Annotated in this window: 21 protein-coding genes; 15 read left to right on the top strand and 6 right to left on the bottom strand. The window is 73.1% G+C overall.

Features of this window, described 5'->3' with window-relative positions; all coding sequences use genetic code 11:
- Nucleotides 1-170 precede the first annotated feature (170 nt).
- The 6 genes from ACGFX4_RS39945 to manB all read left to right on the top strand — a co-directional run bounded on the left by ACGFX4_RS39945 (nt 171) and on the right by manB (nt 9732).
- Nucleotides 171-1844, top strand: coding sequence for a thiamine pyrophosphate-binding protein (locus ACGFX4_RS39945; protein WP_393085869.1), 1674 nt, complete (start codon nt 171-173; stop codon nt 1842-1844).
- 13 nt (nt 1845-1857) lie between these two features.
- Nucleotides 1858-2457, top strand: coding sequence for a DJ-1/PfpI family protein (locus tag ACGFX4_RS39950; RefSeq protein WP_393085871.1), 600 nt, complete (start codon nt 1858-1860; stop codon nt 2455-2457).
- 91 nt (nt 2458-2548) lie between these two features.
- A complete protein-coding gene (locus tag ACGFX4_RS39955) occupies nt 2549-4522 on the top strand; it encodes an alpha-1,4-glucan--maltose-1-phosphate maltosyltransferase (RefSeq protein ID WP_393085873.1) in 1974 nt (657 codons plus the stop codon).
- The gene (locus ACGFX4_RS39960; RefSeq protein ID WP_393085875.1) at nt 4519-6030 is read left to right on the top strand and encodes a hypothetical protein; all 1512 of its coding nucleotides are present in this window, start codon (nt 4519-4521) and stop codon (nt 6028-6030) included. Before ACGFX4_RS39955 ends, ACGFX4_RS39960 begins: the two co-directional genes overlap by 4 nt.
- A 91-nt stretch (nt 6031-6121) precedes the next feature.
- Nucleotides 6122-8353: a 1,4-alpha-glucan branching protein GlgB gene (glgB, locus tag ACGFX4_RS39965; RefSeq protein WP_393085877.1), complete on the top strand. Its 2232-nt coding sequence runs from the start codon at nt 6122-6124 to the stop codon at nt 8351-8353.
- 14 nt (nt 8354-8367) lie between these two features.
- Nucleotides 8368-9732, top strand: coding sequence for a phosphomannomutase/phosphoglucomutase (manB, locus tag ACGFX4_RS39970; RefSeq protein WP_393085879.1), 1365 nt, complete (start codon nt 8368-8370; stop codon nt 9730-9732).
- Nucleotides 9733-9795: 63 nt separating this feature from the next.
- Here the strand turns inward: manB and ACGFX4_RS39975 are convergent, their stop codons facing one another.
- The gene (locus ACGFX4_RS39975) at nt 9796-11148 is read right to left on the bottom strand and encodes a helix-turn-helix domain-containing protein (RefSeq protein WP_393085881.1); all 1353 of its coding nucleotides are present in this window, start codon (nt 11146-11148) and stop codon (nt 9796-9798) included.
- Between the two features lie 184 nt (nt 11149-11332).
- On the opposite strand from ACGFX4_RS39975, the gene ACGFX4_RS39980 reads away from it, so the two are divergent.
- Complete coding sequence (locus tag ACGFX4_RS39980) at nt 11333-11518, top strand: hypothetical protein (protein WP_393085883.1); 186 nt, start codon at nt 11333-11335, stop codon at nt 11516-11518.
- Nucleotides 11519-11544: 26 nt separating this feature from the next.
- A complete protein-coding gene (glgA, locus tag ACGFX4_RS39985; protein ID WP_393085885.1) occupies nt 11545-12735 on the top strand; it encodes a glycogen synthase in 1191 nt (396 codons plus the stop codon).
- 79 nt (nt 12736-12814) lie between these two features.
- On the opposite strand, the gene ACGFX4_RS39990 is transcribed toward glgA, so the two are convergent.
- A complete protein-coding gene (locus tag ACGFX4_RS39990; RefSeq protein ID WP_393085887.1) occupies nt 12815-14227 on the bottom strand; it encodes a cation:proton antiporter in 1413 nt (470 codons plus the stop codon).
- Between the two features lie 130 nt (nt 14228-14357).
- Nucleotides 14358-15548 carry a hypothetical protein gene (locus ACGFX4_RS39995; RefSeq protein ID WP_393085889.1) on the bottom strand — a complete coding sequence of 397 codons (1191 nt, stop codon included), beginning with the start codon at nt 15546-15548 and terminating at the stop codon, nt 14358-14360.
- A gap of 175 nt (nt 15549-15723) precedes the next feature.
- On the opposite strand from ACGFX4_RS39995, the gene ACGFX4_RS40000 reads away from it, so the two are divergent.
- Nucleotides 15724-16179: a GatB/YqeY domain-containing protein gene (locus ACGFX4_RS40000; RefSeq protein WP_393085891.1), complete on the top strand. Its 456-nt coding sequence runs from the start codon at nt 15724-15726 to the stop codon at nt 16177-16179.
- 86 nt (nt 16180-16265) lie between these two features.
- Here the strand turns inward: ACGFX4_RS40000 and ACGFX4_RS40005 are convergent, their stop codons facing one another.
- Nucleotides 16266-18470, bottom strand: coding sequence for a transglycosylase domain-containing protein (locus ACGFX4_RS40005; protein WP_393085893.1), 2205 nt, complete (start codon nt 18468-18470; stop codon nt 16266-16268).
- 401 nt (nt 18471-18871) lie between these two features.
- Between ACGFX4_RS40005 and ACGFX4_RS40010 the strand changes: the two genes are divergently transcribed.
- Complete coding sequence (locus ACGFX4_RS40010; protein ID WP_035864045.1) at nt 18872-19195, top strand: WhiB family transcriptional regulator; 324 nt, start codon at nt 18872-18874, stop codon at nt 19193-19195.
- Between the two features lie 43 nt (nt 19196-19238).
- Here ACGFX4_RS40010 and ACGFX4_RS40015 read toward each other — a convergent pair whose 3' ends face one another.
- Both ACGFX4_RS40015 and ACGFX4_RS40020 read right to left on the bottom strand, forming a co-directional pair.
- A complete protein-coding gene (locus ACGFX4_RS40015; protein WP_393085895.1) occupies nt 19239-20378 on the bottom strand; it encodes an ArsA family ATPase in 1140 nt (379 codons plus the stop codon).
- The gene (locus tag ACGFX4_RS40020) at nt 20375-21439 is read right to left on the bottom strand and encodes an ArsA-related P-loop ATPase (RefSeq protein WP_393085897.1); all 1065 of its coding nucleotides are present in this window, start codon (nt 21437-21439) and stop codon (nt 20375-20377) included. The genes ACGFX4_RS40015 and ACGFX4_RS40020 overlap by 4 nt, the downstream gene beginning before the upstream one ends.
- A gap of 160 nt (nt 21440-21599) precedes the next feature.
- Here ACGFX4_RS40020 and ACGFX4_RS40025 point away from each other — a divergent pair, with 160 nt between their 5' ends.
- From ACGFX4_RS40025 to ACGFX4_RS40045, 5 genes are all read left to right on the top strand, one after another.
- On the top strand, nt 21600-21755 hold the full coding sequence (locus ACGFX4_RS40025) for a hypothetical protein (protein WP_345697921.1): 156 nt from the start codon (nt 21600-21602) through the stop codon (nt 21753-21755).
- A gap of 1 nt (nt 21756) precedes the next feature.
- Nucleotides 21757-22221 carry a RidA family protein gene (locus ACGFX4_RS40030; protein ID WP_393085899.1) on the top strand — a complete coding sequence of 155 codons (465 nt, stop codon included), beginning with the start codon at nt 21757-21759 and terminating at the stop codon, nt 22219-22221.
- Between the two features lie 66 nt (nt 22222-22287).
- The gene (locus ACGFX4_RS40035) at nt 22288-23142 is read left to right on the top strand and encodes an NUDIX hydrolase (protein WP_393085901.1); all 855 of its coding nucleotides are present in this window, start codon (nt 22288-22290) and stop codon (nt 23140-23142) included.
- A gap of 61 nt (nt 23143-23203) precedes the next feature.
- Complete coding sequence (locus ACGFX4_RS40040) at nt 23204-23374, top strand: hypothetical protein (RefSeq protein WP_393085903.1); 171 nt, start codon at nt 23204-23206, stop codon at nt 23372-23374.
- Complete coding sequence (locus tag ACGFX4_RS40045; RefSeq protein WP_393085905.1) at nt 23374-24195, top strand: MBL fold metallo-hydrolase; 822 nt, start codon at nt 23374-23376, stop codon at nt 24193-24195. Before ACGFX4_RS40040 ends, ACGFX4_RS40045 begins: the two co-directional genes overlap by 1 nt.
- Nucleotides 24196-24282 lie beyond the last annotated feature (87 nt).

The following is a 24282-nucleotide window of genomic DNA, read 5'->3' on the forward strand; positions in this document are numbered from 1 at the left end:
AACAGGGTCTGCTGGGTGTTGCCCCGGGCCGGCCGCTTGGGGGGCTGCGGCGCCCCCGGGCCGTCCCCGGGCCCCCGGGGGGGGGCCCCCCCCCCCCCCGGGGGGGGGGGCGGGCCCCCCCGCCGGAGCGGCACACCCCAACGACCCGCGAGACGGAGAGGACGCACGCTATGGCCAGCAGGCCCGCTCGGGTGGCGATGCTCGAGCAGTTCAAGGCGGACGGCATCAGGTACATGTTCGGCAACCCCGGCACCGTCGAACAGGGCTTCCTGGACGAACTGCGGGGCTTCCCCGAGATCGAGTACGTGCTGTCGCTCCAGGAGGCCGTGGTGGTCGGCATCGCCGACGGCTACGCCCGGGCCACCCGCAGGCCCACCCTGCTCCAACTGCACTCCGGGGTCGGCCTCGGCAACGGCATCGGCATGCTCTACCAGGCGATGCGCGGCCACGCGCCGCTGGTGGTGATCGTCGGCGAGTCGGGCCTGGCCTACGACTCGATGGAGGCGCAGATGGCCGCCGACCTGGTCGGCATGGCCAAGCCGGTCACCAAGTGGTCGACCCGGGTGGTCGACCCGCAGTCCACCCTGCGGGTGCTGCGCCGGGCGTTCAAGGTGGCCGCCACTCCCCCGTACGGCCCGGTCATGGTGGTGCTGCCCGCCGACGTGATGGACAGCCTGACCAGCGAGAAGGTCGTGCCGACCTCCTACCTGCACACCGTGGTCAGCCCAGACGGCGAGACCGTCGCGGACGCCGCCGCGCTGCTCGCCGACGCCCGCAGGCCGCTGGTGATCGCCGGTGACGGCGTCCACTTCTCCGGCGCGCAGGACGAGTTGGCGAAGTTCGCGGAGACCTGGGGCGCCGAGGTGTGGGGCGCGGACTGGGCCGAGGTCAACCTGCCGGCCGACCACCCGCTCTACCGCGGCCAGTTGGGCCACATGTTCGGCGAGGACAGCGCCCGGGTGACCGCCGCCGCGGACGCCGTGCTGATCGTCGGCACCTACACCCTTCCCGAGGTGTACCCGCTGCTGGACGGCGTGTTCGCCGAGGACGCCCGGATCGTCCACATCGACCTGGACCCCGGCGCGATCGCCAAGAACTTCCCGGTCGACCTCGGCCTGGTCGCCGACCCCAAGCTGACCCTCGCCCGGCTCGCCGAGGCGCTGGAGCGCCGGCAGACCCCGGACCAGCGCCGGTCCGCCGCCGACCGGGTCCGGGTCTCCGCCGAGCAGAAGGCCACCGCCTACGACCTGGCGCTCGCCCAGGACCTGGCCGCCGACCAGCAGGGCCCGCTCACCGCCGCCTACTTCGGCCGCGAGCTGGCCAAGCAGCTGCCCGCCGACGCGATCCTCTTCGACGAGGCGCTGACCTCCTCCCCCGGCCTGTTCCGCTACAACCCGCCGAACCAGCCCGGTGGCTGGCACCAGACCCGCGGCGGCTCGCTGGGCGTCGGCATCCCCGGCGCGATCGGTGCCAAGCTCGCCCACCCGGACCGCACGGTGGTCGGCTTCACCGGCGACGGCGGCTCGATGTACACCGTGCAGGGCCTGTGGACCGCCGCCCGGTACGACATCGACGCCAAGTTCGTGATCTGCAACAACGGCCGCTACCGGCTGCTCGACCTCAACATCGAGCAGTACTGGAAGACCCAGGACATCGAGCACCACGACTTCCCGGGCCCGTTCGACCTGTCCCACCCCGAGATCGACTTCGCGGCGCTCTCCGCCTCGCTCGGCGTGCCCGCCATCCGGGTCGAGAAGCCGGACGAGGTCGCGCCGGCCATCGCCAAGGCGCTGGCCCACCCCGGCCCGTTCCTGATCGACCTGATCGTCGGCCGCGACCAGTAGCGGGAGGAGAACCGTGCAGCTCACCGGCCAGAAGATCGCCGTCCTGATGGAGAGCGACTTCTACGAACCCGAGATCCTCTACTACCAGCGCCGCTTCGCCGAGGAGGGCGCCGAGGTCCACTTCCTCACCCGGCTGTGGGGCAACGAGCGGATCGTCTTCCGGGGCCACGAGCACCGGATGCCGTTCGAGGTCAGCGAGTCCTTCGAGGACATGGACGAGTACGGCCTCAAGGAGTACGCGGCGGTCATCGTGCCCTCCGGCATCGTGGCAGACCGGCTGCGCTACACCGAGGACGTCGACACCCTCCCGCCGGCGGCGGCCTTCCTGCGCCGGGCCTTCGCCGATCCCGCCATCGTCAAGGGCATCATCTGCCACGGCATGTGGCTGGCCGCGCCGATCCCCTCGGTGATCCGCGGCCGGCGCGCGGTGGTCCACAACAACCTGCTCGGCGACCTCAACAACATGGGCGGCGTCTACGTCAACCAGGACGTGGTGGTCGACGGCGACCTGGTCACCGCCCGCACCGGCAACCACTGCCACGTGTTCGCCCGGACCATCATCGAGCAGCTCGCCGCCCGGACCCGGCGGCGCCCCGGCGACCTGGCGGCCTGAGCCGCCGCAGGCCCCGCGGCACCGCACACCACCGCCCACGACCCGCGCCACCGCCCACGACCCGCCCACCCGTGAGAGGAGATCCGGCGAGATGAGCACCACCGCACGGGCTACCCGCCGGCAGCCCGACCCGATCGGACGGATACCCGTCCTGGACGTGCGCCCGGCGGTCGACTCCGGGCGGCGCCCCGCCAAGGCGGTGGTCGGCGAACGGATCCCGGTCTCCGCGACCGTGTTCCGCGAGGGCCACGACGCGGTCGGCGCCAACGTGGTGCTGCGCGGGCCGCGCGGCCGCAAGGGGCCGTGGACGCCGATGCGCGAACTCGCCGAGGGCACCGACCGCTGGGGCGCGGACGTCGTCCCCACCGTGCCGGGCCGCTGGACGTACACCGTGGAGGCCTGGAGCGACCCGGTCGCGACCTGGCTGCACACCGCCGAAATCAAGATCCCGGCCGGGGTGGACGTCCAGATCACCCTGGAGGAGGGCGCGCTGCTGCTGGAACGGGCCGCCGCCGGCGTCCCCCGGGGCAGCGCCCGGACCGCGGTGCTGGCGGCCGCCGCGGCGCTCGGCGACGACACCCGCCCGGCCGCCGACCGGCTGGCCGCCGCCACGGCCGAGCCGGTCGCGGCCGCCCTCGCCCGCCACCCGCTGCGCGAACTGGTCTCCGCCACCGAGCCGTTGGAGCTGGTGGTGCACCGCGAGCGGGCGCTGAACGGCGCCTGGTACGAGTTCTTCCCGCGCTCCGAGGGCGCGGTGGCCGATGCCTCCGGCACCCTGGTCTCCGGGACGCTGCGCACCGCCGCCGAGCGGCTGCCCGCGGTCGCCGCGATGGGCTTCGACGTGGTCTACCTACCGCCGATCCACCCGATCGGCCGGGCCTACCGCAAGGGCCCCAACAACACGCTCACCGCCGGCCCGCACGACGTCGGCTCCCCGTGGGCGATCGGCTCCCCCGAGGGCGGCCACGACGCCGTCCACCCCGACCTCGGCACCATCGAGGACTTCGACCACTTCGTCGCCCGGGCCGGCGAGGCCGGCCTGGAGGTGGCGCTGGACTTCGCCCTCCAGTGCTCGCCGGACCACCCGTGGGTCAACAAGCACCCCGAGTGGTTCACCCACCGCCCCGACGGCACCATCGCCTACGCCGAGAACCCGCCGAAGAAGTACCAGGACATCTACCCGATCAACTTCGACCAGGACTTCGACGGCCTGGTCAGAGAGACGGTACGGATCCTCAGACACTGGATGGCGCACGGCGTGCGGATCTTCCGCGTGGACAACCCGCACACCAAGCCGGTCAGCTTCTGGGAGCGGGTGCTCGGGGAGATCGCCCGCACCGACCCCGACGTGCTGTTCCTCGCCGAGGCCTTCACCCGGCCGGCGATGATGCACGCCCTCGGCAAGGTCGGCTTCCACCAGTCCTACACCTACTTCACCTGGCGCGAGAGCAAGTCCGAGCTCACCGAGTACCTGACCGAACTCACCCGTGAGAGCGCCGACTTCATGCGGCCGAACCTCTTCCCCAGCACCCCGGACATCCTGCCCGGCCACCTGCAGACCGGCGGCCCGGCCGCGTTCGCCGTCCGCGCCGTGCTGGCCGCCACCCTGTCGCCCGCGTACGGGATCTACGCCGGCTACGAGCACTGCGAGAACGAGCCCGTCCGCCCCGGCTCGGAGGAGTACATGCGCTCGGAGAAGTACGAACTGCGCCCGCGCGACTGGGCCAGGACCGACACCCTGGCCCCGCTGTTCACCACACTCAACCAGCTGCGGCGCCGCCACCCCGCGCTCCAGCAGCTGCGGGACCTGCGCTTCCACCACGCCGACAACGGACAGGTCCTCGCCTTCTCCAAGCACGAGGGCGAGGACACCGTGATCGTCGTGGTCAACCTGGACCCGCAGCACGTCCAGGAGGCCACCGTGACCCTGCCCTGGGACGGCCCGCTCACCGTGCACGACGAACTCTCCGGCGCCACCTGGACCTGGGGGCGCAGCAACTACGTCCGGCTGGACCCGGCGGTCGGCCCGGCCCACCTGCTCACCGTCCGCAAGGCGGCGGCATGACCACCGCCGTCGCCGTGTGCGACTCCTGCACCAAGGCCCGCTACCGCCCCGCGCAGCGCGCCGACGAACTGCTGCGCCCGCTGCTGCCCGCCGTGGTGCCCTGGCTGGCCGGCCGCCGCTGGTTCGCCCACGAGCGCGGCTGCCTGCAGGAGCTGCGGCCGGTCACCAGCACGGTGATCCCGCTCGACCCGTCCGACCCGGACGCGCCGGTGCTGGTGCACGCCGTGATGGTGGCCCGGCACTCCACCAGCGCCACCCACCGCTACCAGCTGCTGCTCGGCGTCCGCCGCGGCCTGCCCGAGCGGCTGGCACCCGCGCTGATCGGCCAGGCCGTCGGCGGCGAGTGGGACGGCCGGGCGGTCTACGAGGCCACCGCCGACCCGGAGCTGATGTCCCGCCTGCTGGAGTGGACCGCGCTCGGCGGCAGCGACTCGCTGCGGCTGTCCCGGCCGGACGCCACCCCGATCCCGCTCGACCTGCCGCCCCACCCGCTCTCGGTGGAGCAGAGCAACACCTCGGTGGTCTACGGCGACCGGCTGATGCTCAAGCTGCTGCGCCGCCCGGAGCCCGGCCTGCACCCGGAGGTCGAGGTGCTGGGCGCGCTCACCGAGGTCGGCTCGACCCGCACCACCCGGCTGCTCGGCTGGCTCAACACCGCCGACGGCGACGGGGAGTCGACCGTCCTGGGCATCCTCACCGAGTTCCTGCCGGCGCACGGCAGCGGCTGGGACATGGCGGTCGGCCACGCCGCCGACTGCCTGACCGGCGGCCGCCGGGCGGTGCCCACCATCGGCGGCTTCACCAGCGACGCGCTGGCCCTCGGCGAGGCCGTCGCCGAACTGCACGCCGCGCTCGCCCGGGCGTTCGGCGTCACCAGGATGGCCGCCGACGAGGTCGACGAGCTGACCGACGGCATGCAGCGCCGGCTGCGCGCCGCCGTCCGCGCCGTCCCCGAGCTGGAGCCGTACGCGGGCCGGATCGCCACCCTGTACCAGGACTTCGGCAAGGTCGCGCTGCGCGGCCGCGGCGTCGACAGCCAGCGGATCCACGGCGACCTGCACCTCGGCCAGGTGCTCTCCGGCGACGCCGGCTGGAAGATCATCGACTTCGAGGGCGAGCCCTCCAAGCCGGTCGCCGAACGCGCCCGGCCGGAGCCCGCGCTGCGCGACGTCGCCGGGATGCTCCGCTCCTTCGACTACGCCGCGCAGCAGGCGCTCGGCGAGACCCTGCGCCGCGAGGGCGGCACCGAGCAGCCCGCCGACGGCGAACCGTCCGCGGCCCGGCTGCGCCGCACCCGCCGGGCCCAGGCCTGGGCGGTCCGCAACCGGCGGGCGTTCAACGCCGGCTACGCCGCCGCCGGCGGCACCGACCCGCACTGCCACCCGGTCGCGCTGCGCGCCTTCGAGGCGGACAAGGCCGTCTACGAGGCGGTGTACGAGTCGCAGCACCGCCCCGAGTGGCTCCCGATCCCGATGTCCGCCGTCCAGCGACTGGTCACCGGCCGCTGAGGCCACCCGTACCGACCGCGCCACCAGCGCCACCCGTACCACCGCCGGCCACGGCCCCCATCGCCCGCCCACGACGAAGAGGACCCAGACCGTGACTGTCCCCTCGCTGCTGCCCCCGGCCCTGGAGTCGGTGCCCCCCGCCCCGCTCGGCGAGGCGGACCGCGACCGGCTGCTCGACGGTCGCCACCACGATCCGCACGCGCTGCTCGGCGCCCACCCGGGCCCGGACGGCGTGGCGGTGCGGGTGCTGCGGCCCGGCGCCGAGCGGGTGGTGCTGGAGGTCGAGGACGGCGAGATCGAGCTGGTCCCGGACGGCGACGGGCTGTTCACCGCGCTGCTGCCCGGTTACGAGGCGCCCGAGTACACCCTGCTGATCGGCTACCCGGACGGCGTCAAGGAGCGCGAGGAGGACGGGTACCGGCTGCTGCCCGTCCTCGGCGAGCTGGACCTGCACCTGCTCGCCGAGGGCCGGCACGAGCAGCTGTGGAAGGTGCTCGGCTCGCACGTCCGCGAGCACGAGGGGGTGGCCGGCACCTCCTTCGCGGTGTGGGCGCCGAACGCCGAAGGGGTCGGCCTGGTCGGCGACTTCAACCACTGGAACGGCACCGGGCACCCGATGCGCTCGCTCGGCTCCTCCGGTGTCTGGGAGCTGTTCGTCCCCGGTCTGGGGAGCGGGGCCCGCTACAAGTACCGGATCCGGACCCGGTCCGGCGCGCTGCTCGACAAGGCCGACCCGCTGGCCCGGGCCGCCGAGTGCCCGCCCGCCACCGCCTCGGTGGTGCACGAGTCCACCCACGAGTGGACCGACCAGCAGTGGATGGCCGACCGGGTCGGCTACGCGCCGCACCGGGCGCCGATGTCGGTGTACGAGATGCACCTGCCGTCCTGGCGGCCCGGCGCCACCTACCGCCGGCTGGCCGAGGAGCTTCCCCCGTACCTGGCCGAACTGGGCTTCACCCATGTGGAGTTCATGCCGGTGATGGAGCACCCCTTCGGCGGCTCCTGGGGCTACCAGGTCTCCGGCTTCTTCGCGCCGACCTCGCGGCTCGGCACCCCGGACGACTTCAAGCACCTGGTGGACACCCTGCACCGGCACGGCATCGGCGTGATCGTCGACTGGGTGCCCGCGCACTTCCCCAAGGACGCCTTCGCGCTGGCCCGGTTCGACGGCGGGCCGCTCTACGAGCCGGCCGACCCGCTGCGCGCCGAGCACCCCGACTGGGGGACGCTGGAGTTCGACTACGGCCGCACCGAGGTGCGCAACTTCCTGGTCGCCAACGCGGTCTACTGGTGCGAGGAGTTCCACGTCGACGGCCTGCGGGTGGACGCGGTGGCCTCGATGCTCTACCTCGACTACTCGCGGGTCGACGGCCAGTGGACGCCCAACCAGTACGGCGGGCACGAGAACCTGGACGCGGTGCGCTTCCTGCAGGAGATGAACGCCACCGTCTACCGGCGGTGCCCGGGCGTGGTGACCATCGCCGAGGAGTCCACCGCCTGGGACGGCGTGACCCGCCCGACCGACCACGGGGGCCTGGGCTTCGGCCTGAAGTGGAACATGGGCTGGATGCACGACTCGCTCAGCTACTTCGGCCGCGAGGCCTGCCACCGCCGGTACCACCACAACGAGTTGACCTTCTCGATGGTCTACGCGTACTCGGAGAACTACGTGCTGCCGATCTCGCACGACGAGGTGGTGCACGGCAAGGGCGCACTGGTCTCCAAGATGCCCGGCGACTGGTGGCAGCAGCGGGCCCACCAGCGGGCCTACCTGGCCTACATGTGGGCCCACCCCGGCAAGCAACTGCTCTTCATGGGGCAGGAGTTCGCGCAGGGTGCCGAGTGGGACCACGAGGCCGGCCCGCAGTGGTGGCTGCTGGAGGACGAGTGGCCGGCCGCCGCCGACCACCTGGGCGTGCGCGCCCTGGTCGGCGACCTCAACCACGCGTACCGGCAGCGCCCCGAGCTGTGGCTGCTGGACAGCGACCCGGCCGGCTTCCGCTGGCTGGACGCCGACGCCGCCGACGAGAACGTGCTGGCCTTCGCCCGGCGCGACGGCCAGGGCCGCGAACTGGTCTGCGTCAGCAACTTCTCCCCCGTGCCGCGCCCCCGCTTCCGGGTCGCCCTGCCGCGGGGCGGCCGCTGGCGCACCGTCCTGGACACCGACGCCCGCGCGTACGGCGGCAGCGGGGCCTCCCCCGACCTGCCGTTCCAGACCGAGCCGATGCCGTGGAAGGGCTTCCAGCACAGCGCCGAACTGGTCCTGCCCCCGCTGGCGACGGTGTGGCTGGCCCCGGAGGACACCGAACCGTCGACCGAGTGAGTGAGAGGGACCGCATGAGACCCGAGACCGCCGCCCACGCCGTCCGCACGTACGACATCCGGGGCCTCTCCCCCGAGGAGCTGGACGAGGAGGCGGCGTACCGGATCGGCGCCGCGTTCGCCGGGCTCGTCGGGGCGCCGCTGATCGCGGTGGTCCGGGACATGCGGCTGTCCTCCCCCGCGCTGGCCGCGGCGTTCACCAAGGGCGTGCTGGAACAGGGCGTGGACGTGCTGGACGCCGGCCTCGGCTCCACCGACCGCCTCTACTACCTCTCCGGCCTGCACGGCGTCCCCGGCGCCATGGTCACCGCCAGCCACAACCCGGCGGGCTGGAACGGGTTCAAGCTCTGCCGGGCCGGCGCGGTGCCGGTCGCCGAGGGCAGCGGCCTGGAACACGTCCGGGCCGCGCTGCTCGGGCCCCGGCCGCAGCGCGCCGCGGTCACCGGCGTCCGCCGGCCGGCCGGACCGGTCGAGGAGTTCGCCGCCCACCTGCGCTCCCTGGTCGACCTCACGGGCCTGCGCCCGCTGACCGTGGTGGTCGACGCGGGCAACGGCATGGCCGGACAGACCGCGCCGCTGGTCCTCGATCACCCGGCACTGCGGCTGGTACCGCTCCACTTCGAGCTGGACGGCAGCTTCCCGCACCACGAGGCGGACCCGATGAAGCCCGCCAACCTGGCCGAGCTGCGCGCCCGGGTGGTGGCCGAGGGCGCCGACCTCGGGCTCGCCTTCGACGGCGACGCGGACCGGGTGTTCGCGGTGGACGAGCGCGGCGAGCCGGTCCCGGCGGCGGCGCTGCTGGCGCTGCTCGCGGGCCGGCTGCTGGCCGCCGAGCCGGGTGCCGCGGTGGTGCACAACCTGATCGCGCCGCGCTCGGCGGTGGCCGCGGTGGAACGGGCCGGCGGCGTACCGGTCCGCACCCGGGTCGGGCACTCCCACCTGAAGGCGGCGATGGCCGAGCACCTCGCGGTGCTCGGCGGGGAGCACTCCGGCCACTACTACTTCCGGGACTTCTGGTTCGCCGACAGCGGCCTGCTGGCCGCGCTGCACCTGCTGGCGGAACTCTCCGTCCAGGCGCGGCCGCTGTCGAAGCTGGCGGCCGGCCACGACCGCTGGGCCGGCTCGGGCGAGCTGAACCTGGAGGTGGCCGACCCGGCCGGCGCGGTGGCCGCGGTGGAGCGCTCGCTGGGCGACTCCGGTGCGCGGGTGGACCGGCTCGACGGGCTGACCGCCGAGTTCCCGGACGGCTCCTGGTTCAACCTGCGGGCCTCGCGCACCGAGGCGGTGCTGCGGCTGAACGCCGAGGCGCCGGACACCCGCACCCTGGACGCGCTCACCGACCACGTGCTCAGCGCCGTCCGCGACGCCGAACAGAACTGACGCCCGACGACGTTCGGGCCCGTCCCCGCGAACTGCGGGGGCGGGCCCGAAGGCCGTGGGTGTTCAGCCGCGCTCGGAGGGCAGCGCGGAGGTGCTGCGGCTCGGCAGGGCCAGCAGCCCGACCTCGGCCAGCGCGTTCTCGTACGCGGACAACGCCTCGGCGGCGTGGCCCAGTTCCTTCCAGAGGTCGCCGACGTGCCGCCAGACCGTGGCGTGGTCCCGGCTGACCGGCACCTGGCCGAGCTGCCGCTCGACCGCCCGCAGGGTGGTCTCGGCGTTGTCCCGGTCCCCGCTCATGAACTGGGCGCGGGCCAGGATCACCCGGGCCTCGGCGGCCTCCCAGCGCTGGTTGTTGCGCAGCAGGCCGAGCGCCCGGCTGGCGTGCGCGAGGGCGTCGGCCGGCTTGCCGAGCCGGACCGCGAGCCGGGCCAGGTTGACCTCGTTGCGGGCCTGCTCCATGGCGCTGCCGACGTCCAGCAGGGCCTCCTGGGACTCCTCCAGGAGCTCCTTGGTGCGCTCCAGGTCGGCCTCCGGCATGGAGAGCAGGAGGTACCCGTAGGCGCCCTTGAGCAGGGCCTGGTGCCGGACGTTGTCGCTCTCCGCCATCATCGCCAGGGCGCGCTCGGTGAGGGTGAGCGCCTCCCGGATGCGGCCCTGCGAGATGGCGACCACGGCCGCGTTCCAGTACACCGAGCCGCGGGCCACCCGGGAGCCGGTCTGCTCGGCCGCCGGGATGAGCCGGTTGGCGATCAGGTGGGCCTGGGTGAGGTCGCCGCGGCTCTGGTAGCAGCTGATCAGGGTGGCGCCCAACTGGATGTGGTCGTCGGTGACGGCGAGGCCGAGCCCGTCCAGGGTGCGCATGGCGCGCTCACCGATCTCCACGCTGAGCAGCTGGTCGCCGGCGTCGCGGTAGCAGCGGCACAGGGCCACCGCCAACTGCGTCCACTCCGCCGAGCCGGGCACCGACGCCGGGTCCTCGAACAGCGAGGTCAGCATCTGGATCGCGGCTTCCAGCTGTCCGAGCTTCTCGAAGGCGGTGGCCTGCCCGATCCGGGCACGGCGGACCATGGCGTCGCTCAGGAACGGCGCGGCCGCGAGGGCCTCGCTGTACGACTGGAGAGCCTCGCCGTTGGCGCCGTTGCGCATCGCCATGTCGCCGAACGCGATCTTCAGTTCCAGCTCCTGGACCCGGGCGTCGTCGCGTCCCGTGCGCAGGTACTCCACGGAACAGCCGACCCGCTCGGCCAGGGTCTTCAACACCGCCTCGGAAGGGGCCCGCTTGCCGGTCTCGATCAGGGACACGTAGCTGACCGAGATGTCGGCGGAGGCGAGGTCCTGCTGGTTCAGCCCCTTCTTCTGGCGCAGTTCGCGGAGTCTCTGTCCGATGCCACTTGTACCGCTCTGTGGTTGCTCCATGTCTCTCCGGTCAACGGCGCCGTTTTACTGACAGTTTTACAGAAGTATCCCCTGCTGGCCAGCGTCTCAAGCGTGAGCCCCACTACAGCCTCGAACCCCCTTCGATCAACGATTGACAAGCTGTGTCAATTTCGATTGACTCCACCTGTCAACCCGGCCAGTCACTCGCAGAGAAGGCATCACCATGCGTAAGTTCGTCGCGGTCCTGTTCCTCGGTGCAGCTGTGGCCTCCGGCGTCGCGCTCACCGCGCCCGCCGCCAGCGCCGGCACGGGCACCGACCCGGGCACCGCCACCACGAACACCACCAACGAGTCGGTGGTCTCCCCCTCGCCGAGCCCCACGGGTCTGACCGTCCCGCAGTGCTGCTGACCCCGGCCGACCAGGGAGAACCCCCGATGCGCGTCGATCTGCTCACCAGGGAGTACCCGCCGGAGGTCTACGGCGGGGCCGGCGTCCACGCCACCGAACTGACCCGGGCACTGCGTCGGCTGATCGACGTCCGGGTGCGCTGCTTCGGCGCCGAGCGCGCCGAGCACGGCACCACCGCCTACACCGCCCCCGCCGACCTGGTCGCGGGCAACCCGGCCCTCGGCTTCCTCGGCGCGGGGCTCCGGATGGCGGACGAGTGCACCGGGGCCGACCTGGTGCACAGCCACACCTGGTACGCCAACACCGCCGGCCACGTCGCCGCCCGGCTGCACGGCATCCCGCACGTGATGACCGCGCACAGCCTGGAACCGCTGCGCCCGTGGAAGGCCGAGCAGCTCGGCAGCGGCTACGGCCTCTCCCGCTGGATGGAACGCACCTCCGCGCTGGGCGCGGACGGCCTGATCGCGGTCTCCCGGGCGATGCGCCAGGACATCCTGGACGTCTACCCCGAGATCGACCCGGCCCGGGTGCACGTCATCCACAACGGCATCGACACCGGGGTGTTCCGGCCCGACGACTCCACCGCCGCGCTGGAGCGGTACGGCGTCGACCCCGACCGCCCGTACGTGCTGTTCGTCGGCCGCGTCACCCGCCAGAAGGGGCTGCAGCACCTGCTCCGGGCGGCGTTCCACCTGGCCCCGGAGGCCCAACTGGTGCTCTGCTGCGGCCAGCCCGACACCCAGGAGATCGCCGCCGAGGTGGCGCACCTGGTCGAGGAGCTCAGCCGCACCCGCACCGGCGTGGTCCGGATCGACGGCATGCTGGACGGTTCGTCCGTCCGTCAGCTGCTCACCCGGGCGGCCGTGTTCGTCTGCCCGTCGCTGTACGAGCCGATGGGCATCGTCAACCTGGAGGCGATGGCCTGCGGGACCGCCGTGGTCGCGACGGAGGTCGGCGGCATCCCCGAAGTGGTCGAACACGACCGCACCGGGCTGCTGGTGGGCTACGAGCCCCGCCCCGACGGCACCGGCGAACCCGCCGACCCCGAGGGGCTCGCCCGCGCCCTCGCCGACGCCGTCAACCGGCTGCTCGCCGACCCCGGGCTGGCCGCCAAGTTCGGCGCGGCCGGCCAGGAACGGGCCCGGGACGTCTTCTCCTGGGACCAGGTCGCCCGGCGCACCCTGGACGTCTACCGGAGCCTGACCGGCGCGGTCTGACGGCCCGGGGGTTCCGTGGGGCGGTCACGAAGGCGCCGGGCCCGGGAACACCCCCGATCGCGGGCCCGGCGTCATCGGATCACCCCACGGCGCTGCCGTCCCGCTCCGGCTGCCACCGCGAGCCGGCCGGCACGGCCGGGGTGTCGTCCGCCCGGCGTTCGCTCCGCTCCAGCAGGGCGAGCGCCGGACCGGCGGCCATCGTCAGCACCAGCGCCGCCAGCATCAGCAGTTCGAACAGCTCCCGGCCGATCAGCCCCGCCTGGTGGCCCGCGACCAGCACCACGATCTCGGTCAGGCCCTTGGTGTTCATCAGCACCCCGAGCCGCAGCGCGTCCCGCGCGCCGAAGCCCTGCATCCGCCCCACCACGGTGGACACCAGCAGCTTCGAGACCGTCATCACCACCAGGACGGCCGCCAGCCGGCCCAGGAACGCCGGACGCAGCAGGTCACCACCCAGGTCGACCTGCTGCCCCGCCCCCAGGAAGAAGCACGGCAGCAGCGCCGAGGCCAGCAGGCCCAGCCCCGCCGGACCCGAGTTGACCGACGGTTTGACAGCCCGGTCGACCGCGGTCCGAGCACCGGCGGCCCGCCCGCCCGCCGGCCAGAGCAGACCCAGCACCAGCCCGCCGAACAGCGCGTGCAGGCCCAGCGCCGAGGAGAGCGCCGCCGCCAGGCACACCGCGCCCAGCATCGGAACCACCCCCCACTCCCGCCGGCCGTCCCGCGCGGGATCCGCCCCGGTCGGCGCGGCCCCCACCGCGCTGCCGGCCACCACCGCGCTGCCGGCCACCACCCGGCTCGGCGCGCGACCGCCGCCGTGCCGCGCGGTCCGCCGCCAGGCCGCCAGCGCCGCGCCGACCAGCGCGGCCAGGCCGAGCAGCAGCAGCGGCAGCTCGATCCGCCCGGCCAGCCACATCGCCACCGCCAGCAGGCACCAGCACGCCCCGTCGCCGATCGACGCCGCGGCCAGCGACAGCCGCCCCACCGGGGTGGCGTCCAGGTGCCGGTCCTGCAGGATCCGGGCCAGCACCGGCACCGCGGTCACCCCGAACGCGCAGGCCAGGAAGATCGCGAGCGGCGCGCTGGCCTGCGGCTCCCCGGCGCCCAGCCACATCGCGATCAGCAGCCCCGCAGCCCCCGGGACCAGGAAGGACGCCAGCGCCAGCGGCACCGGCGAACGGTGCCTCCCGGCCGCGCACGCCACCGGCGCCGGCCGGGCGATGTGCGCGCCGATCCCGAAGGCGTAGAGCGCCACCGCGATCTGGGCGAGGCCGCCGTACACCGTCATGGTCGACGGCCCGAACAGCTCCTGGTGCACCCCGGGCAGCAACCGGCCCAGGACGGTCGGGCCGAGCACGATGCCGACCGCGATCTCCGCCAGCACCGGCGGCTGTGCGAACCGGACGGCGACCCGTCCGGCCAGCCGACTGAGCGCCAGGATCACCGCGAGCCCCAGCAGGAGACGGGACGTCGGATCTGCGAGCAGTGCCATGGATCGGCCTTCCGGTCGATGTGACAAGACTGTTTACGGCCGGAAACCTATGTAGTCATATCCTGCACTGTCGACGGATCGGCCGGTTCCCGCCCGTACTCTCCGAGGTCCGGGCCCCGCGCACCGCGGTTCAGGCCGAACGGCGACGGCCGAACCACAGCACCCCGCCACCGGCCACCAGCAGCGCGCCGCCGATCCCGGCGACGATCCCGGCCCCGCGCGGGCCGGTCTCCGCCAGCCGCTGCCCGTCGCCCTGGAGCGCCCCGGTCACCGGCGCCGCCGCCGCGGTGGTCGCCGGGGCGGGGGTGGCCGGCGCGGTGGTGGCCGGAGCCGGCGTGGTCGGCGCGGGGGTGGTGGGCGCCGGCGCGGCGACCACGGTGACCTTCGCCTGCCCGCCGCACATGGTGGTACCGACCAGCGGCTGGTCGGCCCGCCCGTTGACGATCGCGCAGTGCCCGATGCCGGTCGCGCCGAGCGGGGTGCCGGCCGGGTAGGAGACCCGGACGTGGCGGGTCACCGACTTCTCGCCCGACAGGAACGCGCCGGGGCCCTCGATCCGGCTGGCCACCCACTGCTCGTCGGACAGGTCCGCCTTCACCACCGGCGCCGCCTTCCAGGTGCCGTCGGCGCCGCGCAGCTCCACCCGGCTGCCCGGCGCGGTGTACAGGATCTCGGACAGCTGGTCGTAGTCCGACTCCGAGTCGTTGGCGGCCACCACATCGAACTCGATCGGCGCGCCGCCCACGACCGCCCGGCCGGGCACCCCGGAGAGCGAGCTGCTGATCCCCCGCACCGGGATGGTCTTCTCCACCTCGCCGAGCGGCTTCGTGGTCCCCTCGGCCACCACGGCGGTCCGCAGCTTGACCTGCTCGATGCCGCCGTTGGTCGCGCCGTGCTGCGGGCCGCCCAGCGGCGTGCCGATCAGCAGCTCCAGGCCCTCGAACTGGCCGGGCTGGACGGTCACCGTGGTCGGCACGGTGCCGGAGTACACGCCGTTGGCGAAGGTCAGCGGCACCGGCTTCACGCTCTTGGTGGCGTTGTCGAACCAGTCGACGGTCAGCCAGCCGGCCGGCGCCTGGAAGCCGATGTCGACGGTGACCTTCAGCTGCGCCTTCAGCACCTCGGTGCCGGGGTTGGAGATCGCCGAGACCGAGGAGACCGACCGACCGCCGAGGCCGACGGACGGCGGGACGGTGGTGCCGAGGTACTGCTTCGCCGGCTCGGCGGCCAGCGCGGCCGGAGCGGCCAGCACGCCGCCGGCGAGCAGGCCGGCGACCAGGACGGCGGCGGTGCGGGCACGGAGCGAGCTGTTCTTGCGCATGACGAAGTCCCCCTGGGCACAGTGGTGTTGGGTCCCGGCGGGACTCGCCGCCGGGCGGTTGCGGGTCTCTCTCGCCCGCTCATCCAGATAGACGTGCGACCCCCGCGGAGGTTGCAGGTGGTTCCGAAGAAATATTTCCGGGCGTCCGGACCGGGGCAAGTGGGAGAATCGGGGCATGACGACGCTCAAGGCGCAGCTGCAGGAGGACCTCACGGCTGCCATCAAGACCCGGGACGAGCTCCGCTCGTCCACCATCCGGCTGACGCTGGCCGCGGTCACCGCCCAGGAGGTGGCGGGCACGACCAAGCGCGAGCTGTCCGACGCCGAGGTGCTGAACGTGATCGCCAAGGAGGCGAAGAAGCGCCGCGAAGCCGCGGAGGCCTTCGACGGCGCCGGCCGGGCCGAGTCGGCCGCCCAGGAGCGGGCCGAGGGCGAGGTGCTGGCCGGCTACCTGCCGAAGCAGCTCTCGGACGAGGAGCTGGCGGAGATCGTCGCCGCCGCGGTGGCCGAGAGCGGGGCGAGCGGCCCGCAGGCGATGGGCGCCGTGATGAAGCTGGTGAAGCCGAAGGTGGAGGGCCTGGCCGACGGCGGCCGGGTGGCCGCCGCGGTGAAGGCCGCGCTGGCGGGCTGAGCGGGCGCGCCTGAGACGGCGCCGGAGCAACGACGAAGGGGTGGGGCCCGATCGGGCCCCACCCCTTCCGTGTCTGCCGCCGGTGCCTACCGGTGGCCCGGCTTGCCGCCGTTGTTGCCGCCCCAGCCGGGCGGCAACGTGAAGCCGCCGTTGATCAGCCCGCCGTTGCCGTTGGCGTTGTCCCCGGAGGGCGGGGAGGCGCCGTCGGTCGGCGTGGTGGTCGGGGTCGGCACCGGGATGTTGACGGTCTGGAAGCGTCCCGGCGGGGTGCCGTCGAGCGCGTCGTTCATCGCCATCTGCCAGATCGGGCCGGGGCCGGTGGAGCCGAACACCGAGTCGAAGTACGTGTTACCGATCTTCATGTTCTTCATCGACACGTTGCCGCCGACGCCGCCGAGCCAGACCGAGGTGGCCAGCTCGGGGGTGTAGCCGGTGAACCAGGCGGCGTACCGGTTGTCGGTGGTACCGGTCTTACCGGCGATCTGGCGGCCGTCGTCCAGGCCGAGCGAGGCGGCGGTGCCCTTCTCGGTCACGCCGAGCAGCAGGGTGTTGATGCCGTCCGCGGTGGTGTCGGTCATCGCCTGGGCGCAGTTGGCCTTCGGCACGTCGAGCTTCTTGCCCTCGGCGTTGACCACCGAGGTCAGCGCGACCGGGCTGCAGTACAGGCCGCGGGCGGCGAAGGCGGCGTACGCGCTGGCCATGGTCAGCGGCGAGACCTCCTGGGTGCCGAGCACCATGGAGGGGATCTGCTTCAGCGGGGTGCCGTTGGCCAGGTTCTTGATGCCGAGCTTGTTGGCCATCTGCTTCATCGGGCAGAGGCCGACGTTCTCCTCCATCTGCACGAAGTAGGTGTTGACCGACTTCGCCATCGCGTCCTTGAGGTTGTACGGGCCGACTTCCTTCTCGTTCTCGTTCTGGACGGAGACGCCCTTCTCGTTCCAGTTGCCCTCGCAGGTGGACATCTTCGGGTAGTCCATCTTGTTCGGCGAGGGGTACTCCTGGGAGATCGGCAGCCCGGACTCCAGGGCCGCCGCCGCCAGGATCGGCTTGAAGGTCGAGCCGGGCGAGAAGCCGTTGCCGCCGCCCATGTTGGCGTCGACGTTCAGGTTGAGCACGGTCTGGTTCTTGCCGTTGTCCAGGCCGTACGGGCGGGTCTGGGCCATCGCCAGGATCTCGCCGGTGCCCGGCTTGATCATGGTGGCGGCGGCCGACACCTTGTCGGTGACGTTCACCTTCTTGGTGACCGCGTTGTACGCGGCGGCCTGCTTCGCCGGGTCGATGGTGGTGTAGATCTTCAGGCCGCCCTGGCTCCACAGCTTCTGCCGGTCGGCGGCGGTCTTGCCGAACACCGGGTCCTGCTTGACCACACGGCGCACGTAGTCGCAGAAGAAGCCCATGCCGTTCTGCGCGGTGATGCAGCCGTTCTGCGGCTCGCGGTACTTGATGCCGAGCGGCGCGGCGAGCGCGGCCTTGGCGTCGTCCGGCGAGATGTGCTTGTACTCCAGCAGCTTGTTGATCACCGTGTTGCGGCGGGTCTGCGCCGCCTGCGGGTGGGCGATCGGGTCGTACGCCGAGGGGTTCTGCACCAGGCCGGCCAGCATCGCGGCCTCGGGGACGGTGAGGTCCTTGGCGCTCTTGCTGAAGTAGCGGTTGGCGGCGGCCTCGATGCCGTACGCCTGGTGGCCGTAGAAGGTGATGTTCAGGTAGTTGGTGAGGATCTGGTCCTTGCTCAGGTCCTCTTCCAGCTTGATGGCGTACTTGAGCTCCTGGATCTTGCGACCCATGCTCTTCTTGGTCGCCTCCAGGAACGCCTGCTGGTCGTCGCCGGCCTGCTCGACGAAGACGTTCTTCACGTACTGCTGGGTGAGCGTGGAGGCGCCCTGGGTGGCGGAGCCGGCCTCGGCGTTCTTGCTTATGGCGCGCAGCACGCCCTTGAGGTCGACGGCGCCGTGCTCGTAGAAGCGGGCGTCCTCGATGTCCACCTGGGCCTGGCGCATGATCGGCGCCATCTGCTCCTTGGTGAGGATGGTGCGGTCCCGGTCGTAGACCTTCGCGATCAGCCCGCCCTTGGCGTCGTAGATCATCGACGCCTGCGAGAGGGTCGGCTGCTTGAAGTCGTCCGGGATGTTGTCGAAGCTGTCGGCGGTGTCCTTCGCCGTGAGCCCGAGCGCGCCGACGGCCGGCAGCGCCATCCCGGCGACCAGGATTCCGGCCAGCACGGCGCTGCCCAGGAACTTGACACCGAGCCCTGCCTTGTCGAGGACGTTGCCCGCGGATCGCTGAGAAGCCATGGAGAGAACCCTACGTCGCGGATTCCCGTACAGGGGGGCAGGTGTTCGCCTACGCTTGTCACAGGTTCGCGACAGCTTCGCTCTGTTCATCAATATCACTCTTGTGAGTGATGAGCTTTGCCCGATTTGCACCGGAAACTCCCCCATCTCCGGAAGAGTCCAGGCCCACACCGTCGCACAGCGTGACCAAATCAGGCCTCTCAGTATCTGACAAGGCCTCCGACCTGCGATCACTCCAACGAGTGAGCTAACGGGCACCCATAGTCCGATCGGGTCATTCGAGATTGGGCCCCTAGGGGCTGTTGCGTCGTGCCGTTCTTCCGTAACGTCCTCAACTGGCAGCGGTGAATATGCCGTTGCCGCCGTGGGGGAGCCCCGATTCGGGAGAGGACGGCGCCGGCATGGGCTGGGTGGATGACTGGAGCGCACAGGCGGCCTGCCGCACGAGCGATCCGGACGAATTGTTCGTACAGGGGGCGGCGCAGAACCGCGCCAAGGCGGTGTGCAGTGGGTGCCCGGTGCGCACCGAGTGCCTCGCCGACGCACTGGACAACCGGGTGGAGTTCGGGGTCTGGGGCGGGATGACCGAGCGCGAGCGCCGGGCGCTGCTGCGCCGCCGGCCGACGGTCGGCTCGTGGCGCCGACTGCTGGAGACCGCTCGCACGGAGTACGAGGAGTCGCTGGCCACGGGTGTGGTCCTGCGGGACTACGCGCAGGCGGGCTGACGCTCCGTCCCCCTGACGGAGCGTCCGCTCGTACCGCTTCCGATCAACCGCCGAGGCGGTCGCCGACCGCCCGCAGGCCGTCCAGGTCGTGGACGTCCCCGGGCAGCGCGGGCACCTCGACGATCGGGACGTCCGGGTAGACCGAGGCGAAGCGGTCCCGGGTGCGTCGCTCCCGGGCCATGATCTGCATCCGCTCGGCGTGCAGCCGCAGCAGTCCGGCGGCCAGCGTCTCGGCCGCCGGGGTCGAGGTCTGGGAGCCGTTCTCCTCCAGTGCCTCGGCGGCAGCCAGGGCGCGCTCGGCCGTGAGCTGGGGGGCTCCGGTCGAGTGCACCCGGTTGAGCACCAGGCCGGCCAGCGGCATCTCGTCCGCCGCCAGCCGGTCGACGAAGTACGCCGCCTCGCGCAGCGCGTCCCGCTCGGGCGCCGCCACCACCAGGAAGGCGGTGCCCTCCGCCTTCAGCAGCTGGTACGTGCGGTCGGCGCGCTCGCGGAAGCCGCCGAACATCGAGTCCATGGCGGAGACGAAGGTCTGCACGTCGGTCAGCAGCTGGGCGCCGAAGATCTTGCCCAGGGTGCCGGTGAGCAGGCCCATCCCGACGTTCAGGAACTTCATCGCGGACCGCCCGCCGACCTTGGCCGGGGCGGTCAGCAGCCGGATCACCTTCCCGTCGAGGAAGGAGCCCAGTCGGCTCGGCGCGTCCAGGAAGTCCAGCGCGGAGCGCGAGGGCGGGGTGTCGACCACGATCAGGTCCCAGCGGTCCTCGTCCCGCAGCTGCCCCAGCTTCTCCATCGCCATGTACTCCTGCGTGCCCGCGAAGCCGGCCGACAGGGACTGGTAGAACGGGTTCTCCATGATCGCCTTGGCCCGCTCGGGCTCGGCGTGGGCCAGCACGACCTCGTCGAAGGTCCGCTTCATGTCCAGCATCATGGCCTGCAGTTCGCCCTTGCCGGCCACGCCCTTCACCACCCGCGGGGTGTTGTCCAGCTCGCTCAGGCCCATCGACTGGGCGAGCCGGCGGGCCGGGTCGATGGTCAGCACGACCACCTTGCGGCCGCGCTCGGCGGCACGCAGCCCGATCGCCGCGGCGGTGGTGGTCTTGCCCACGCCGCCCGAGCCGCAGCACACCACGATCCGGGTCGCCGGGTCGTCGATCAGCGCGTCGACCTCCAGCCTGGCCGTCATGCCGCCCCCTGCCGCTTGAGCTCGCCCGCCAGCCGGTACAGCCCGGCCAGGTCCACGCCCTCGCCGAGCAGCGGCAGTTCGTACGTCGGCAGCTTCAGCTGCTGCAGGTCGGCGCGCTGCTCGCGCTCCAGCTCGACCCGCTCGGCGTGCTCCCTGGCCTGCTCCAGCAGCGGGCCGAGCAGCGGCTCGACGTGTGCCCGGACCGTCTCCGGCTTGCGGGAGCGGCCGCCCAGCCCGGCCTCGCCGAGCGCCAGCGCCACCTCCTCGCGGTGGTCGCCGTGCACCGCCTCCACCGCCGCGGCGTCCAGCACCGGCGGGCGGACCATGTTCACCAGCACGCCGCCGACCGGCAGTTTCGCCTCGCGCAGGTCCGCGATGCCGTCCACCGTCTCCTGCACCGGCATCTCCTCCAGCAGCGTCACGAAGTGCACCGTGGTCTCCGGCGACCGCAGGACCCGCATCACCGCCTGCGCCTGGGAGTGGATCGGCCCGATCCGGGCCAACCCGGCGACCTCCGAGTTCACGTTGAGGAAGCGGGTGATCCGGCCGGTCGGCGGCGCGTCCATCACCACCGCGTCGTACACCAGGGTGCCGTCCTGCCCCTTGCGCCGGGCCGCCTCGCAGGCCTTCCCGGTGAGCAGCACGTCCCGCACGCCCGGGGCGATCGTCGTCGCGAAGTCCACGAAGCCGACCTTCTGCAGCGCCTTCCCGGCGCGGCCCAGCTTGTAGAACATCTCCAGGTACTCCAGCAGCGCCAGCTCGGTGTCGATCGCCAGCGCGTGCACCTCGCCGTGCCGGCGGCCCGGCAGCCCCAGCTGCGCGGGGGTCACGGTGGCCACCCGGCGCTCCTCGTACGGCAGCGCGGCGATCCCGAACAGCTCGGCGATGCCCTGCCGGCCCTCCACCTCGATCAGCAGCGTGCGGCGGCCCTGCGCCGCCAGCGCGATCGCCAGCGCGGCCGCGACCGTCGTCTTCCCGGTACCGCCCTTGCCGGTGACGACATGCAGCCTGACGCCCTCCCAGTCCGGGTCGCTCGACGCCGTCGGGCTGCTGCCTGCCACGCTCCGTCTCCGTCCGTCGGTCGACCGGCACCCGGCGGTGCCCTCACCGCGAGCGTAACCAGCGAGCGACCCCGATGCCGGGAGCATCCCGGCGGCCCGGGTGAATCATGCCCCCTTTGTGTCCCACCTCACACCGGTCGCTCCGGCTAGAGTCACCCCCATGACCAAGTGGGAATACGTCACCGTGCCGCTCCTCGTGCACGCCACCAAGCAGATCCTCGACACCTGGGGCCAGGACGGCTGGGAGCTCGTCCAGGTCGTGCCCGGGCCCAACCCCGAGCAGCTCGTCGCCTACCTGAAGCGGGAGAAGGCCTGACATGAGCAAGGTCGAGGAGAAGCTCGCCGAGCTCGGGCTCACCCTGCCGGAGGTCGCGGCGCCGGTCGCCGCGTACGTGCCGGCCGTGCGCACCGGCGAGTACGTGTTCACCTCCGGCCAGCTGCCGATGGTCGCCGGCAAGCTGCCGAGCACCGGCAAGGTCGGCGCCGAGGTCACCGCGGAGGAGGCCAAGCAGCTCGCCCAGATCTGCGCGCTGAACGCGCTCGCCGCGATCAAGTCCGTGATCGGTGACCTGGACGCGGTCGAGCAGGTCGTGAAGGTGGTCGGCTTCGTCGCCTCCGCCCCCGACTTCACCGGCCAGCCCGGTGTGATCAACGGTGCCAGCGAGCTGCTGGGCGCCGCGCTCGGTGCCGCCGGCGTGCACGCCCGCAGCGCGGTCGGCGTCGCCGTCCTCCCCCTCGACGCCCCCGTCGAGGTCGAGCTCCAGGTCCGCGTCCGGAGCTGACAGCAGCGGAAGGGGCGCGTGGGGGTACCTCCCGCGCGCCCCTGCTTTGCGTCTAGCATCCCGCCCATGGACCACCCTCCGCTCCCCATGCCCCCCGGCTGGCCTGCCCGGATCCGGGCGCTCGCGGCCGGCGAGCTGTCCCCGCCGACCCCGAAGCCGTCCGCCACCGTGGTGCTGCTGCGCGAGGGCGCCGGGGGCCCCGAGGCGTACCTGCTGCGCCGCCGCACCTCGATGGCGTTCGCCGCCGGCATGTACGCCTACCCCGGCGGCGGTGTCGACCCGCGGGACGCCGAGGCGGCTCCCGCGTGGGCGGGCCCGAGCCCCGCCGTGTGGGCCGAGCGGCTGGGCACCGACCCGGCGACCGCGACCGCCGTGGTGTGCGCCGCCGTCCGCGAGACCTTCGAGGAGGCCGGCGTCCTGCTGGCCGGTCCGGACGCCGACAGCGTGGTCGAGCCGCGCGACTGGACGGCCGAGCGGGCCGCGCTGGAGGCGCACGAGCTGTCCTTCGCCGAGTTCCTGACCGAGCACGGGCTGGTGCTGCGCAGCGACCTGCTGGGCGGGTGGGCGCGCTGGGTGACGCCGGAGTTCGAGGAGCGCCGGTTCGACACCTGGTTCTTCGTGGCCGCGCTGCCGTCCGGCCAGTCGGCGGCCTCGACCGTCGGCGAGGCGGACCGGGTGGCGTGGCTGTCCCCGGCGGAGGCGGTCGCGGGCTACGCGGAGGGCCGGTACGGGATGCTGCCGCCGACCGTCTCGGTGCTGCGGGAGCTGGTCGCGGCCCGTTCGCCGCAGGACGCGCTGGCCGCGGCGCGGTCCCGGACGGTGCGCCCGGTGCTCGGCCGGGCCGAGGTCGCCGGCGACCGTATGACGGTCCGGTGGCCGGGGTATGAGGAGCTGACCATCGACGGGGAGTTCCCGATCTGATGGGATGAGCAGTACATCCGTAGCACGGACCACCGTCACGACCAGGAAGGACGATCGGCCGATGATCCACAACGACGTGGCTCGCCGGACGGCACCTCGTATGCCCGCCCGCAGCCTCACCCCCCGCACGCTCGCCTGCACCAACTGCGCGGTCCCGGACGAGCCGACCCCGCGCGTGCTGACCCGCGCGCTGCCGCTGCGGGCCCTGGGCCGAACCGAGACGGACGGGTAATGACCGGTCTCCTTCCCGGTGACCCCGCCGACACCGTCGGCGGGGCCGCCACCCCCCGCGCGCTGTGCGTCCTCGCGCCCAATCCGTCGCCGATGACGCTCGACGGGACGAACACCTGGCTGCTCTCCGAGCCCGGCTCGGACCTGGCCGTGGTGATCGATCCCGGTCCGCTGGACGAGGGGCACCTGCGCCGGGTGGTGCGGATCGCCGAGGAGCAGGGCAAGCGGATCGCCCTGACGCTGCTCACGCACGGGCACCACGACCACGCCGAGGGCGCGGCGCGGTTCGCCGAGCTGACCGGGACGCCGGTGCGCGCGCTCGACCCCGCACACCGGCTGGGTGACGAGGGGCTGCACGGCGGCCAGCGGATCGAGGTCGGCGGCCTCGACCTGCGGGTGGTCGCCACCCCGGGGCACACCGCGGACTCGCTGACCTTCCACCTGCCGGCGGACGGCGCGATCCTCACCGGTGACACCGTGCTGGGGCGCGGCACCACGATGGTGGCCCACCCGGACGGGCGGCTCGGCGACTACCTGGACTCGCTGCGGCGACTGCACACCATGGCGTCCGAGCACGGCGTCCGGACGGTGCTGCCCGGCCACGGGCCGGTGCTCGCGGACGCGCTCGGCGCCGTCGACTACTACCTGGCGCACCGGGCCGGCCGGCTGGCCCAGGTGGAGACCGCGGTGGAGGCCGGCTGCCGGACCGCCGCCGAGGTGGTCGCCCGGGTCTACGCGGACGTGGACCCGGCGCTCCGGCCGGCGGCCGAGCTCTCGGTCCGGGCCCAGCTCACGTACCTCGAGGACCACGGCCTGATCTGACGGCGGTACGCGAAGGGGGGGGGGGGGGGGGGGGGGGGGGGGGGGGGGCGGGGGGGGGGCGCGGGCGCGGGGGGGAGAGAGGGAGGG

Source organism: Kitasatospora sp. NPDC048365 (genome assembly GCF_043200835.1).
GTDB lineage: Bacteria > Actinomycetota > Actinomycetes > Streptomycetales > Streptomycetaceae > Kitasatospora > Kitasatospora terrestris.

Excerpts from the sequence above, each read along its gene's own strand:
- ACGFX4_RS39945 (WP_393085869.1), top strand. The coding sequence starts at position 171 with ATGGCCAGCAGGCCCGCTCGGGTGGCGATGCTCGAGCAGTTCAAGGCG.
- ACGFX4_RS39955 (WP_393085873.1), top strand. The coding sequence starts at position 2,549 with ATGAGCACCACCGCACGGGCTACCCGCCGGCAGCCCGACCCGATCGGA.
- ACGFX4_RS39960 (WP_393085875.1), top strand. The coding sequence starts at position 4,519 with ATGACCACCGCCGTCGCCGTGTGCGACTCCTGCACCAAGGCCCGCTAC.
- manB (WP_393085879.1), top strand. The coding sequence starts at position 8,368 with ATGAGACCCGAGACCGCCGCCCACGCCGTCCGCACGTACGACATCCGG.
- ACGFX4_RS39975 (WP_393085881.1), bottom strand. The coding sequence starts at position 11,148 with ATGGAGCAACCACAGAGCGGTACAAGTGGCATCGGACAGAGACTCCGC.
- ACGFX4_RS39980 (WP_393085883.1), top strand. The coding sequence starts at position 11,333 with ATGCGTAAGTTCGTCGCGGTCCTGTTCCTCGGTGCAGCTGTGGCCTCC.
- glgA (WP_393085885.1), top strand. The coding sequence starts at position 11,545 with ATGCGCGTCGATCTGCTCACCAGGGAGTACCCGCCGGAGGTCTACGGC.
- ACGFX4_RS39990 (WP_393085887.1), bottom strand. The coding sequence starts at position 14,227 with ATGGCACTGCTCGCAGATCCGACGTCCCGTCTCCTGCTGGGGCTCGCG.
- ACGFX4_RS39995 (WP_393085889.1), bottom strand. The coding sequence starts at position 15,548 with ATGCGCAAGAACAGCTCGCTCCGTGCCCGCACCGCCGCCGTCCTGGTC.
- ACGFX4_RS40000 (WP_393085891.1), top strand. The coding sequence starts at position 15,724 with ATGACGACGCTCAAGGCGCAGCTGCAGGAGGACCTCACGGCTGCCATC.
- ACGFX4_RS40005 (WP_393085893.1), bottom strand. The coding sequence starts at position 18,470 with ATGGCTTCTCAGCGATCCGCGGGCAACGTCCTCGACAAGGCAGGGCTC.
- ACGFX4_RS40010 (WP_035864045.1), top strand. The coding sequence starts at position 18,872 with ATGGGCTGGGTGGATGACTGGAGCGCACAGGCGGCCTGCCGCACGAGC.
- ACGFX4_RS40015 (WP_393085895.1), bottom strand. The coding sequence starts at position 20,378 with ATGACGGCCAGGCTGGAGGTCGACGCGCTGATCGACGACCCGGCGACC.
- ACGFX4_RS40025 (WP_345697921.1), top strand. The coding sequence starts at position 21,600 with ATGACCAAGTGGGAATACGTCACCGTGCCGCTCCTCGTGCACGCCACC.
- ACGFX4_RS40030 (WP_393085899.1), top strand. The coding sequence starts at position 21,757 with ATGAGCAAGGTCGAGGAGAAGCTCGCCGAGCTCGGGCTCACCCTGCCG.
- ACGFX4_RS40035 (WP_393085901.1), top strand. The coding sequence starts at position 22,288 with ATGGACCACCCTCCGCTCCCCATGCCCCCCGGCTGGCCTGCCCGGATC.
- ACGFX4_RS40040 (WP_393085903.1), top strand. The coding sequence starts at position 23,204 with ATGATCCACAACGACGTGGCTCGCCGGACGGCACCTCGTATGCCCGCC.
- ACGFX4_RS40045 (WP_393085905.1), top strand. The coding sequence starts at position 23,374 with ATGACCGGTCTCCTTCCCGGTGACCCCGCCGACACCGTCGGCGGGGCC.